Genomic DNA, 12,109 nt, shown 5'->3' with positions numbered 1-12,109 from the left:
CGCCGATGAAGGCCAAGGGGGTGGGCGAACTCGGCATCTGCGGCGTCGCCGCGGCGGTCGCCAACGCCGTCCACAACGCCACCGGCGTCCGGGTCCGCGAATACCCCATCACCCTCGACAAGCTCATCCACCGCATGCCCGACGTGGCTTGAGGCGAACCACCGGAAGGCGTCGTCATGCGTCCCAGGATCGTCTGCCACATGGGCAGCTCCATCGACGGCCGGCTCCACCCCAGCCGCTGGACCCCAGCGGCGGCGGGAATCCAGGGCGGGCTGGTCCACCGTCACTATGAGGAGACCGCCGCCCGCCTCGATGCGCAGGGCTGGATCGTCGGACGCACGACCATGGCGGAGATCGCCAAGGGCGTGCTGCGAACGCCGGCCTGCGTTCCTGGGGACCTGCGGGGAACGCATGTCGGCGCGCGGAAGGGGCGGGATCTGGCCGTCGCCATCGATCCGCACGGCAAGGTCCATTACGGCCGGGACGACGTGGGCGGAGACCATGTCGTGGCGGTCCTGGGCGAGGATGTGCCGGACGCCTACCTCGCCGAGCTTCGCGAGGACGGCGTCTCCTATCTCTTCGCGGGGCGCGACGGACGCGACCTCGCCGGCGCGATGGCGACCCTGGGCGCGACCTTCGGCGTGGAGACCCTCCTGCTCGAGGGCGGCGGCATCATCAACGGCGCCTTCCTCAAGGCGGGGTTGATCGACGAGGTCAGCCTGCTCGTTTCGCCGGCCGTCGACGGCCTCGCTGGGGTGCCGACGATCTTCGAGTGCCATGGAGAGCCGAATGAACGGCCCGCGGCGGGCAAGGCTCTGCGCCATTTCCACACCGAGACCCTGGAGGGAGGCACCGTCTGGCTTCGCTACCGGGTCGAGGACGCCGAACCGGCGACCGGCTGAGCCCGCATCGGTTGCCGATCGGGTCATGCACGACATGAAAGAGGCCGCCCTGTCGCCAGGGCGGCCTCTTTCATGCGTCGGGTCCGACCGATGCCGAACCCGGGTCCCGAAGTCGGGGCCCGGTGTCCGGCATCATCCGCCGTGGCGGAGGACGATCCTAGTAGGAGCCGAACTTGTAGTTCAGGCCGGCGCGGATGACGGCGAACTCGGTGCCGTTGCTGCGGTTCGTGAAGCCGGGCTGGCGGTAGACGACGCCGTTGGTGTCGAAGGCGTAGATGCCGGCGTTGCGGTTGTTGTTCTCGAGGTTCACGTACAGGCCTTCGACCTTGAGCGTGACGGCCGAGGACTTGAAGAAGTTCAGGAAGGAGTCGGTGGGGACGGTTGTTGTTCTCGAGGTTCACGTACAGGCCTTCGACCTTGAGCGTGACGGCCGAGGACTTGAAGAAGTTCAGGAAGGAGTCGGTGGGGAGGGCGTACTCGACACCGCCGCCGGCGGCGTAGCCGGTGCGGAAGTCGTCGTTGCCGCGGAAGCCGCCGAACGAACGCTCGTTGCTGCCGGCGCCGTAGGCGAAGCCGCCGGTGCCGTAGAACAGGACCTTGTCGAAGGCGTAACCGATGCGGCCGCGCACGGTGCCGAAGTAGTCGAGGCTGGCGGTGCCGCGGGGATCGACGAAGGTGACGTTGCCGTCGATCGGGGCGAAGCCGGGGGTCAGGACGAAGTTGGTGCGGTTACGGCCGAAGTCGACGTACTGGGCGTCGGCCTCGATGCCGACCACCAGGCCCGAGCCCGGGGTGAACTGGTAGTTGTAGCCGACCTGGCCACCGCCGGTGAAGCCTTCGTTGGAGCTGTTGGAGAAGGCGATCTGCGACGGGCCGGCGGCGAAGCCGGTGAGGTTGCCGCTGCGAACGAGGTTCGGGAACACGTTGTCGTAGACGTTGCGGTCCTGGTTGCCGGCGTCGAAGCCGTAGCCGGCGTTGATACCGAAGTAGAAGCCCGTCCAGGTGAAGACCGGGACCGGAWCGAAGCCGTAGCCGGCGTTGATACCGAAGTAGAAGCCCGTCCAGGTGAAGACCGGGACCGGAACGAAGACCGGCGGCGCGGCGCGGCGCGGAAGGTCTGCGGCCGAAGCGACGGTGGTCAGCGCGGTGAAGGCGGCGAGCGAGGTGAGAAGCTTTTTCATCGGTTGTCCCCAGAAACGAAGTCCGTTCGAAGGGAAGCTAATCGATCCGGGCTTGCTAAGCTGTAGCGCCGAGGACACACGACTGGCGGACGTGAAGTTGCGACGTCTTTCGCCCTGTGCCGGGACGAGTCTTCAGGTCGGCGGCGTGCCGTTGGCCTCCAGTACGGCGCCTGCGAGATACAGCGATCCGCAGATCAGGATGCGCGGCGGCTTCTCGAACGCGGTGTCGGCCAGCCCTTCGAGAGCCGCTTCGACGCCCGACGCGATCGTGACGTTGAGGCCGACGTCGGTGGCGATGCGTGCGATCTCCTCGGCCGGGCGGGCGGCCATCTGCCCGGCGATCGGCACGGCCACGAGGCCGCGCGCCAGCCCGACGAAGTTGCGCAGGAAGCCCTCCGCGTCCTTGGTGCCGAGCAGGCCCGCGATGATCACGAGGGGCACGTCGCTGCGCTCGCCGAGATCCGCCATCGCCGCGGCCAGGATGCGGCCCCCGTCGACGTTGTGGCCGCCGTCGAGCCAGAGCTCGGCGCCCGCAGGAGCGAGGTCCGCGAGACGGCCGCGGTTGAGGCGCTGCAGGCGGCCGGGCCATTCGACGTTGCGCAGGCCCGCCTCCACCGCCTCGACGCCGATGTCGCCGAAGCCCGCGGCGCGAAGGGCCGCGATCGCGGTGGCGGCGTTGGTGAACTGGTGGCGCCCCGACAGGCGTGGCTGGGGCAGGTCGAACAGGTCGGTCTCGTCCTGGTAGACGAGGCGGCCGTTCTCCTCGTGGACGGAGAAGTCCTGGTTGCCGACCCACACCGGCGTCGCCCCGACCGCGTCCGCATGGCGGCACAGGACCGCGTCCGCCTCGGCGTAATCCTGCGCGGCGATCACCGCGGGGCAGCCGCGCTTGAAGATGCCGGCCTTCTCGGTGGCCACGGCCTCGACGGTGTCGCCGAGGTATTCGGCGTGATCGCGCCCGATCGGCGTCACCACCGCGCAGGCGGGCTTGTCGATGACGTTGGTGGCGTCGACCCTGCCGCCGAGGCCGACTTCGAGGAGCAGCACGTCGGCCGGCGCCTCCGAGAACAGCAGCAGCGCCGCGGCCGTGGTGATCTCGAACACCGTGATCGGTTCCCCGGCGTTCACGGCCTCGCAGCGCGCCAGCGCCTCGGCCAGGCGCTCCTCGGGCACGAAATGGCCGCCGCCGATGGCGCCGATGCGGATGCGCTCGTGGAACCGCACGAGGTGGGGCGAGGTGTAGACGTGCGCGGCCAGGCCCGCCGCCTCGAGGATCGCCCGCATGAAGGCGATGGTCGATCCCTTGCCGTTGGTGCCGGCCACGTGGATCACCGGCGGCAGCCGCCGCTCGGGATGGTCGAGCCGCGCCAGGAGCCGTTCGATCCGCCCCAGGGACAGGTCGATGGTGCGCGGATGCAGGGCGAGGAAGCGCGCCATGAGCGCGTCGGAGGAATCCATGGCGGAGGAATCCATAGGAGGCCGCTTGCGTCGTCGGGGTCAGGCCGGTTCGGCCACGGAAGGCTGTTGCGGGGCGGGCCGGGGCGGGCCGGCGTCGGCACGCTGGTCCATCAGCAGGCCGCACAGGCGCACCACGGTCTCCTTGAGGGCGTGGCGATGGACGACCTGGTCCACCATGCCGCGGGCCAGGAGGTACTCCGAGCGCTGGAAGCCGTCGGGCAGCTTCTCGCGGATCGTCTGCTCGATCACGCGGGGGCCGGCAAAGCAGATCAGGGCCCCCGGCTCGGCGAGGTGGACGTCGCCCAGCATCGCGAAGGAGGCGGTGACGCCGCCCGTGGTCGGGTTCGTCAGCACCACCACGTAGGGCAGCTTGGCGGCATTGAGCCGGCGGATCGCCACGGTGGTGCGGGGCATCTGCATCAGCGAAAGGATGCCCTCCTGCATGCGCGCGCCGCCCGAGGCCGAGAACAGGACGAAGGGGGTGCGCTTGTCGAGCGCCGTCTCGGCCCCTCGGATGAAGGCCTCGCCGGCCGCCATGCCGAGGGAGCCGGCCATGAAGGCGAAATCCTGGACCGCCAGGGTCATGGGCAGACCGCCGACCCGGCCGAACCCGATCTTGAACGCGTCGGTCATGCCGGTCTTGGCGCGCGCCTCCCGCAGGCGGTCGACGTAGCGCTTCTCGTCGCGGAACCGGAGCGGATCGGCCGCCACGTCGGGCAGGGGCACGTCGATCCAGGTGCCCTCGTCGAACATCATCTTGAGGCGCGCCTGGGCGCTCATCTTCAGGTGATGCTCGGAGCCGGGGATGACCCACAGGTTCCCCTCGACCTCCTTGTGGAAGACCATCTGGCCGGTGTCCGGACATTTGATCCAGAGGTTCTCGGGCGTCTCGCGCTTGAACAGCGTCTTGATCCTGGGCCGGACGACCTCAGAGATCCAGTTCATCGGTTCCACCATCATCCAGACGCCGTTCCTCTCAACGCGACTTCGGTGCGCGCGACCCGTCGTTCAAGGCTCGGGTCGACGAAGGGCCCGTTTGCAGGTTGCCGGCGGAGCTCAGGCCCGGGTGCCGGCCGCCTCCCGGATGCCGGCGGCCAGGTCGCGCACGAGGCCGCTCACCGCCTCGACGGTGCCGGACCCGGCCGCACCCTGCGCGTCGAGCGAGCGATGCAGCGCGTCCACCAGCGCCGAGCCGACCACGACGCCGTCCGCCCCCCTGGCGATCGCGGCCGCATCGGCCCCCGTCCTGACGCCGAAGCCCACCACGATGGGCAGGTCGGTGTGGAGGCGGATGCGCGACACCGCCTCGGCCACCCGGCCGAAGTCCGGGGTCGCGGTCCCGGTGATGCCGGTGATCGACACGTAGTAGACGAAACCGGCGGTGTTCGCGAGCACCGCCGGCAGGCGCCGCGCGTCGGTGGTGGGCGTGGCGAGGCGGATGAAGGCCAGGCCCTTGGCCAGTGCCGGCAGGCACAGCTCGTCGTCCTCCTCCGGCGGCAGGTCGACCACGATGAGGCCGTCGATGCCCGCCGCCACCGCATCGTCGAGGAAGCGGTCGACGCCGTAGGCGTGGATCGGGTTGTAGTAGCCCATCAGGATCACCGGCGTGCCCGCATTCCCGGCCCGGAACCGGCGCACGAGGTCGAGGGTCGCCACCACGCCCTGGCCGCCCTTGAGGGCGCGCAGGGCGGCGGCCTGGATCGCGGGGCCGTCGGCCATCGGGTCGGTGAAGGGAAGCCCGAACTCGACGATGTCGGCGCCCGCACCCGGCAGGGCCTCGAGGATCCGCAGGGAGGTCTCCGCATCGGGGTCGCCGGCCATGACGTAGGTGACGAGGGCGGCCCGCCCCTCCGCCCGGCACCGGGCGAAGGTGGCATCGATGCGGGTCGTGGGCGAAGTCGTCTCGGTCATGGCGTCACGTCTCGGAATGCGTCTGGCGGTCGGTGTCCGCGCGGAAGGCTGCCGGCCGGCCCGGGGACATCCCGGTCGGGGACATCCCGTCGGGAGCGGGCTCGCGGGCGCCGGGCCCGTCTTCGATCGCTCGCGCTACACCATCGCGACCGGCCCGTGAAGCGGCGCCCGACCCGGCCGGCGATCCGGGCGCCGGGCGGTAAAGGCGTCCTTCACGCTTCTTCGCCACCATCGCCCGCGGCAGCGGCGACGCCGGGGGAGGCGAGATGGTCTGGATCGAGGTCGTCGCCTGCCTGCTGGCGGGGCTCACGGGGGCGGCCGCCGTCGCGGCCGTCGGGCGCCGCCGGTCCGCCGCCGCCGGGGAGGTCTCGGAGATCGAGCATCTCGAGGATCGGATCTGGCAGCTCTCGGAGAGCGAGGAACGCTACCGGGCGCTGGTCGAGGCGACCACCGACGTCGTCGTGCAGCGCGACGCGCAGGGCCGCATCACCTTCGCCAGCGACGGCTTCGCGCGGCTCCTGGGGCGGGCGCCGATCGACCTCGTCGGTTCCACGACCATCCTACCGGTGGTGGCGCAGGGACCGACCGAGGACCGCGCCGACGGCGTGCGCCGGATCGAGGTGCAGGTCAGGCCGGTCTCAGGGCCGGCGCGGTGGTTCTCCTTCATCGAGATGCCGGTGAGCGACGCGCAGGGCCAGGTGCAATGGCTGCGCGCCGGGTCCGACGTCACCGCCCGCGTCGAGGCGGCCCGTTCCCTGGACGAGGCCCTGAGCCGGGCCGAGGCCGCCAGCGTCGCCAAGTCGCGTTTCCTCGCCACGGTCAGCCACGAGTTCCGCACGCCGCTGAACGGGATTCTCGGGATGGCCGACCTCGTGCTCGACACCGGCCTCGATGCCGAGCAGCGCACCTACGTCGAGGCCGTGCGCACCTCCGGCAAGGCCCTGCTCTCGCTCATCGACGGCATCCTCGACTTCTCGCGCATCGAGGCCGGCCGGCTCGACCTGGCCGCGGAGCCCTTCGACCTCTGTGCCCTGGCCGAGGGCGTGGTCGAGCTCCTCGCCCCGCGGGCGCAGGACAAGGGCATCGAGATCGCCCTCGACCTCGCCGACGACCTGCCCGCCACGGTGGTGGGCGATGCCGACCGGGTGCGCCAGATCCTCACCAACCTCGCCGGCAACGCCGTCAAGTTCACGGCCCAGGGCGGTGTCGGCGTCGAGATCGCGACGTCGCCGGAGGGGGTGGTGGTGCGCGTCCGCGATACCGGGTCGGGCATCCCGCAGGACCGCATTCCGGCCCTGTTCGAGGAGTTCGAGCAGGAGGACAGCAGCGCCAGCCGGCGCCACGAGGGCACCGGCCTCGGTCTCGCCATCACCCGGCGCCTCGTCGACCTCATGGAAGGGCGCATCGCGGCGACCTCGATCCTCGGCAGCGGCAGCACCTTCGAGGTCGTCCTGCCCCTGGCCCCGGGCGACGGCGCCCCCGCCGTCCCGGTATCGTTGGCGGGCCGTCACGTCCTGATCGTGGCCGGCTCGCCGTTCCAGGGGCCGTTCCTGGCACGCTGTCTGTCCCGGTCGGGCGCCGCGGCCGTGATCGTGCCGACTCCCGAGGAGGCCATCGCCGCCCTCGACGGCACGGCGTTCGATGCGGTGATCGCCGACCGTGCCCTGGGTGACGTGGCGGTGCGCGCGGTGGCGCTCGAGGCCCGCCGCAGGGGCGTGCGTTGCAGCCTCATCCTCCTGTCGCCGTTCGACCGGCGCGAGTTCGGCGCTCCGGGGGCCGCCGGCTTCGACGGCTACCTCGTCAAGCCGGTGCGGGCGCGCTCCCTGTTCGATCGCCTGCTGGCGCCCCGCGTTCCGGCTCCTTTGTCCTCCCCCGCCGCCCTGCCGATCCGGTCGCCCGCGACCCGGCGCCTGCGCGTGCTCCTGGCCGAGGACAACCCGATCAACGCGCTCCTGGCGACCCGCGCCCTGGAAAAGCTCGGCGCCCGCGTCGTCCTCGCCCGCGACGGCTGGGAGGCCCTGTCCCTGCTGGAGAGCCCCGCCAACCCGGAAGTCCCCCAAGGAGAGGATCGTTTCGACCTCGCCCTGATCGACATCCGCATGCCCGGCCTCGACGGGCTCGAGACCGCCCGCCGCATCCGGGCCCGGGAGGCCGCGACCGGAGGGCCGCGCCTGCACGTGGTCGCCCTGACCGCCAACGCCGGCCTCGCCGACGAACGCGACGCCCGCGATGCGGGCTTCGACGGGTTCCTGGCAAAGCCCCTCGACCTGCGCGCGCTGCCGATGGTGCTGGAGGGTCGCGCCGTGGCGTGAGGCCATGCCGGAAGCGTCCCGAAGCCCATGTCCCCCGAGCCCATGTCCCCCAAGCCCATGTCCCCGAACCCCATGCCCGAGGACACGGGTCGCGCGTTGACAGATCCGGACAGCCGCGCGAACACCGCGCCACGGAATCTGGGACGTCATGGGATCTGAGAACGCCTCCGCCTCACCGGCACGCGACGGCATGATCGCGCTGGCCATCGCCGCGGTCGTCCTGGCGAGCGTGCTGCTGTCGCATCTCGCTCCGGCCGCCACGCGGCCGCATGCGGTCTCCCCGGCCACGGACGAGAGCTGCGCGGAATGGGGCGACGGCTGCCGCGTCTGCCAGCGCGGCGCGGAGGGCGTGGCCTGCTCGATGCCGGGCATCGCCTGCGTCACCGGTCAGACGGCCTGCCTGCGCCGGGTCGGCGGCTGACGAAACGCCGCCTCCGGCACGCCGACGACCGGGCGGGGAGGGCCGGGACGCTGCTCTTGCTCAGTTCTCTTGGTCGCGGCGGGTGGCGAAATCCCTCCGCCCGTGCCATATCGGAGGAATGAGCGATACAATGACCAACACCCATCCGTACTCCCTGGAGATCCAGCCCCCCGCGAACCCGGGTGGCGTCTACCAGTGGTTGATCCGCAAGAACGGCAAGCTGGTGCAGCGGTCCGACCGCAGCCAGCCGACCGAGGCCAAGGCCCGTGAGAACGGTCTCTCGCAGATCGAGAAGCTGCTCTCGGGCGCCGGCGACCGCTGAAGCGTTTGGAACTCGGCCGGCGCTCTGCCGGCCGGGTTCCGCAGAGGGTGACGTGTTCTGTCGCTGATCGAGCGTGACCACACCCGTCTTCCGGTTCGCGCCAAGCCCCAACGGGCGCCTTCATCTCGGTCATGCCCATTCGGCCTGCCTCAATGCTGACTTGGCCGCTCGAATGGGTGGCCGCATCCTGCTGAGGATCGAAGACCTCGATCCCGTGCGCTCGCGCCCCGACCTGATCGCCGCCATCGAGGCGGATCTCATTTGGCTCGGGCTGCGCTTCGAGCGCCCTGTCCTGCATCAATCGTCCCGTCTCGATGTGTATCGCGACGCCATCGCCTCCCTGGCGGAGCGTGGTTTCGCCTATCCGTGCTTCTGCTCGCGCGCGACGATGTCGGCGGCCGTCGAGACCCTGGAAGCGCGTACCGGTCGGCCCTGGCCGCGTGATCCCGACGGCGTCCCCCACTATCCCGGTTCCTGCCGCGATCTGACGAACGCGGAGATCGCCGTGCGCCGCGGTGCCGGGGCGCTTCCGCTCTGGCGCCTGCACGGTGAGCGCGCCCGCGCCGCCGCTCCCGGCCCGCATCGCTGGACGACGTTCGACGCCTTCGGCGACACCGGCTGTCGCATCGCAGAACCGCACCGCTGGGGCGATGTCGTGATCGGCCGCCGCGACGTGCCGGCGAGTTATCACCTGGCGGTGGTGATCGACGACGATGCCCAGGCGGTCACCCATGTGGTGCGGGGAGCCGATCTGCTCGCCGCCACCGACATCCACGTCCTGCTCCAAGCCCTCCTCGGATTGGACCGTCCCCGCTATCACCACCACGCCCTCGTGCGCGACGGGAAGGGCGACAAGCTCGCCAAGTCGAAGGGATCGGAATCGCTGGCCGATCTCAGGGCGGCCGGCTGGACGGCCTGCGACGTGCGCGCCCAAGTCGGATTCGGCTGATACGGTTACCGCCCGAATCGAGTGGGAACCGTATCGGCGAGCCCGGGGGGCGCCTGAGCGAAGCCCATGTTCGCACCACGCCGTGATCGACCGACATGGGATGAGGTGGGGTCAGCGCATCGGTTCGCGCTGGGCCACCGCCGTGCCGTTGCGGCCCTTCAGCATCACGCCGTCGATCTGCTCGCGCTGGCGGCGGAACTCGGCCAGCAGGCGCCCGTCGAGCTCGCGCCCGCGCGGCACGCGAATCTTCATCGGATCCACGAAATGGCCGTTGATGATGACCTCGTAGTGCAGGTGCGCGCCGGTGGAGAGGCCGGTGGAGCCCACGTATCCGATCACCTGGCCCTGGCGGACCTTGGCCCCGGCCGAGACGCCGCGGGCGAAGCGCGACATGTGGTTGTAGGTGGTGACATAGCCGTTGATGTGCTGGACCTCGACCCGGCGCCCGTAGCCGGAATCCCATTCCGCCTTGATGACCGTGCCGTTGCCGGCCGCCACGATGGGCGTGCCGATCGGGTTGGACCAATCCACGCCCGTGTGCATCTTGGCGTAGCCGAGGACGGGGTGGCGCCGGTAGCCGTAGCCCGAGCGCATGATGCCGTCGGCGATGGGCTTGCGGATGAGGAACTTCTTGAGCGACCGGCCCTGGTCGTCGAGGTAGTCGATCGTCCCGTCGTCCGGCGACTGGAACCGGTAGACCCGGCGCGCCTCGCCGTTGAGGGTGAGGGCGGCATAGAGCAGGTCCGGCCGCTCGGCCGTGGCCGGGCCGGCCTCCTCGTCGTAGCCGTAGAAGACGTCGAGGGCGTCGCCCGACGAGATGCGGCGCTGGAAGTCGACGTCGTAGCCGAAGATCCGCACGAGGTCCTCCACCGCACTGCGCGGCAACTCGTGCCGGGCGGCGGTCTCGTAGAGGCTCTGGTAGAGACGCGGGCCGGAACCGCCGTCCTCCTCCTCGCCCTCGGCCTCCACGGCGGCCGGGCCCTTGCGCGCCGGCGCGTCCTGGGTGGGCGGCGCCACCGAGACGAAGACGCCGCGGTCGGTCATCGCCGCGATCGCCTCGACGCCGTTCTCGCCGTAGAGGATGACCCGTGTGATCTGTCGCGGATCGCCGGGCTTGGGGCCGGGGGCGACCTGCAGCCGGAACTGCTGGCCCTCGGGCAGGTCTCCGGTGCGGGCCTTGCCCCCCAACGCAGACAGGATGGCGCGCACCTGCGCGTCCGTGGCGCTGCCGGTGGCCTTGAGGACCGAGTCGAGGGTTTCGCCGCGTTTGATCGCGAGATCGCGCTCGTCCACCAGGGGGTGGTCGCCGCTGCGGATCTCGGTCTTGGCGAGCCGGGTGACGTTCTCGGGCACCACGAGGACGTCGATCGACTTGAAGGGGCTCGCCTCGCCCTGCGACCGGGTGGCGGCGTCGAAGTCCGGGCCGGGCCCGGCCTGCTGCAGGGTGCGCGACAGCATCATCTGCGGCGCCAGGGGGATGGTGGCGCGCCGGCCGGCCTCGTCGGCGAGGCGCTTTTCCTCGGCGACCTGTGCGGTGACGTCGTCGTCGGTGAGCGCCGGCGCGCCGGGCTCCACGGTGAGGCCCACGAGATCGCGCTTGATCACGGAGACCTCGGCGCCCGGACTGTCGGCGACGGTGGGGTCCGCCGCGCGCTCGGCCGGCTCGTCGGAGATGAACTTCATCGGGTCGAAGCGCGGCACCTCGGGCGCGAACACACCGGTGGTCATGGAGAGCGCACTGGTGATCCGCATGAACGGCCGGACCTTGATGATCTCCCGGTCCGCCAGACGGACCGTCACCGGCGTGCGGAAGGTCTGCTTGGCCGAGGCGATCATCAGGTTGCGCACCAGGCGGTCGCCTTTGCGCGAGAGGTTGATGCCGGCCTCGTCGGTGGATTGGCGGACCACCACGGGGACGCGCTCAGGGATCGCCGCAAAGGAGACGTCTCCCTGGAGGGAGACGAAGATCGCGCCGCCGATGAGGCCCGCGCCCGTGAAGCCGGTGAGAGCGCTGGCGCAGAGCCAGCGCAGGTTGACCTCGCGGCGATCGATCCGGGTGGCATCGGCACCGAGCCGGGCCAGGGGCGGATCGATGCCCCGATCGTCCCGGACGGTCTCGCGTTCCGCGTAACCCTGATCCTGCTTCGCGATCTTGAGGCGCCCACGCGTCACGCAGAAGTCCTTGGTGTCGTGGCCAGGCACCCCGAGCGGGCTTGGACCGACCAAGCATGTCGTGAGGCAGGATGTCGAGAATGAGGCGCCGCTGCTGTGAGCGAGGTTCCTGCCCGTGACGTATTTGCCGGTGAAAGGAACCGGGCGATCCGCCGAACCGTGACGGCGTCGTTCCCTGTCGGATGCCCTGTGTCCCTACTCCGGCCATCCGCTGTGACGGAACGGGCAAGGGACGAAGGTCGCGCAGACCGCCGCGGGACGTCTCGGAACGACACCGTCCCTCCGTCCTTTCGTGGGCCTGTCATTTTTCTGTTGTGTGGGTGTTGACGTGTGAGGGTTGGTCCGTCATAAGGCTGTCCATCGGCGGCGGCGCCGGGGTGCGGTTTCGCTTCCTGGCGGTGTTGTTGTTTTCACCTTTTGGATTGGCTGGCTGGTGCTGAGCTGTAATGGCTTGGCGGTGGCTGTGTTTTTGTCTTTTGGG

The 12,109-nt window shown here is 70.6% G+C and carries 10 protein-coding genes and 1 pseudogene; 5 read left to right on the top strand and 6 right to left on the bottom strand.

Going from position 1 to position 12,109, the window contains the following annotated elements:
* The first annotated feature begins 176 nt into the window (after window positions 1-176).
* Entirely contained in the window at window positions 177-902 is a 726-nt protein-coding gene (locus tag ASG40_RS11155; RefSeq protein WP_082524024.1) for a dihydrofolate reductase family protein, read from the top strand.
* Window positions 903-1,059: 157 nt separating this feature from the next.
* On the opposite strand, the pseudogene ASG40_RS11150 reads toward ASG40_RS11155, so the two are convergent.
* From ASG40_RS11150 to trpA, 4 genes and pseudogenes are all read right to left on the bottom strand, one after another.
* A pseudogene (locus ASG40_RS11150) lies at window positions 1,060-2,083 on the bottom strand (outer membrane protein).
* A gap of 132 nt (window positions 2,084-2,215) precedes the next feature.
* A complete protein-coding gene (locus ASG40_RS11145) occupies window positions 2,216-3,541 on the bottom strand; it encodes a bifunctional folylpolyglutamate synthase/dihydrofolate synthase (protein ID WP_055885315.1) in 1,326 nt (441 codons plus the stop codon).
* A 39-nt stretch (window positions 3,542-3,580) separates the two neighbouring features.
* On the bottom strand, window positions 3,581-4,498 hold the full coding sequence (gene accD / locus ASG40_RS11140) for an acetyl-CoA carboxylase, carboxyltransferase subunit beta (protein ID WP_055885312.1): 918 nt from the start codon (window positions 4,496-4,498) through the stop codon (window positions 3,581-3,583).
* A gap of 99 nt (window positions 4,499-4,597) precedes the next feature.
* On the bottom strand, window positions 4,598-5,452 hold the full coding sequence (gene trpA / locus ASG40_RS11135) for a tryptophan synthase subunit alpha (RefSeq protein WP_055885301.1): 855 nt from the start codon (window positions 5,450-5,452) through the stop codon (window positions 4,598-4,600).
* 266 nt (window positions 5,453-5,718) lie between these two features.
* On the opposite strand from trpA, the gene ASG40_RS11130 reads away from it, so the two are divergent.
* The 4 genes from ASG40_RS11130 (at window position 5,719) to gluQRS (ending at window position 9,456) form a co-directional block, all read left to right on the top strand.
* Window positions 5,719-7,764 (top strand): ATP-binding protein, encoded by a 2,046-nt coding sequence (locus tag ASG40_RS11130; protein ID WP_055885300.1) that lies wholly within the window; start codon window positions 5,719-5,721, stop codon window positions 7,762-7,764.
* Between the two features lie 148 nt (window positions 7,765-7,912).
* On the top strand, window positions 7,913-8,185 hold the full coding sequence (locus ASG40_RS11125) for a hypothetical protein (protein WP_055885297.1): 273 nt from the start codon (window positions 7,913-7,915) through the stop codon (window positions 8,183-8,185).
* A gap of 130 nt (window positions 8,186-8,315) precedes the next feature.
* Window positions 8,316-8,507 carry a hypothetical protein gene (locus tag ASG40_RS11120; protein ID WP_055885294.1) on the top strand — a complete coding sequence of 64 codons (192 nt, stop codon included), beginning with the start codon at window positions 8,316-8,318 and terminating at the stop codon, window positions 8,505-8,507.
* A 73-nt stretch (window positions 8,508-8,580) separates the two neighbouring features.
* A complete protein-coding gene (gene gluQRS, locus ASG40_RS11115; protein WP_055885290.1) occupies window positions 8,581-9,456 on the top strand; it encodes a tRNA glutamyl-Q(34) synthetase GluQRS in 876 nt (291 codons plus the stop codon).
* Between the two features lie 111 nt (window positions 9,457-9,567).
* On the opposite strand, the gene ASG40_RS11110 is transcribed toward gluQRS, so the two are convergent.
* Together ASG40_RS11110 and ASG40_RS21920 are read right to left on the bottom strand one after the other, a co-directional pair.
* The gene (locus tag ASG40_RS11110; protein WP_082524025.1) at window positions 9,568-11,628 is read right to left on the bottom strand and encodes a M23 family metallopeptidase; all 2,061 of its coding nucleotides are present in this window, start codon (window positions 11,626-11,628) and stop codon (window positions 9,568-9,570) included.
* Between the two features lie 301 nt (window positions 11,629-11,929).
* On the bottom strand, window positions 11,930-12,109 hold a 180-nt coding region (locus ASG40_RS21920; RefSeq protein WP_210168794.1), incomplete at its 5' end, for a hypothetical protein.

Origin of the sequence: Methylobacterium sp. Leaf399 (assembly GCF_001424525.1) — a bacterium.
Classification (GTDB): domain Bacteria; phylum Pseudomonadota; class Alphaproteobacteria; order Rhizobiales; family Beijerinckiaceae; genus Methylobacterium.
The sequence above is the reverse complement of the archived record's forward strand: the minus strand, read 5'-3'. Positions and strand labels throughout refer to the sequence as shown.

Coding starts and splice junctions, on each gene's coding strand:
- ASG40_RS11155 (WP_082524024.1), top strand. CDS start 177: ATGCGTCCCAGGATCGTCTGCCACATGGGCAGCTCCATCGACGGCCGG.
- ASG40_RS11145 (WP_055885315.1), bottom strand. CDS start 3,541: ATGGATTCCTCCGACGCGCTCATGGCGCGCTTCCTCGCCCTGCATCCG.
- accD (WP_055885312.1), bottom strand. CDS start 4,498: ATGGTGGAACCGATGAACTGGATCTCTGAGGTCGTCCGGCCCAGGATC.
- trpA (WP_055885301.1), bottom strand. CDS start 5,452: ATGACCGAGACGACTTCGCCCACGACCCGCATCGATGCCACCTTCGCC.
- ASG40_RS11130 (WP_055885300.1), top strand. CDS start 5,719: ATGGTCTGGATCGAGGTCGTCGCCTGCCTGCTGGCGGGGCTCACGGGG.
- ASG40_RS11125 (WP_055885297.1), top strand. CDS start 7,913: ATGGGATCTGAGAACGCCTCCGCCTCACCGGCACGCGACGGCATGATC.
- ASG40_RS11120 (WP_055885294.1), top strand. CDS start 8,316: ATGACCAACACCCATCCGTACTCCCTGGAGATCCAGCCCCCCGCGAAC.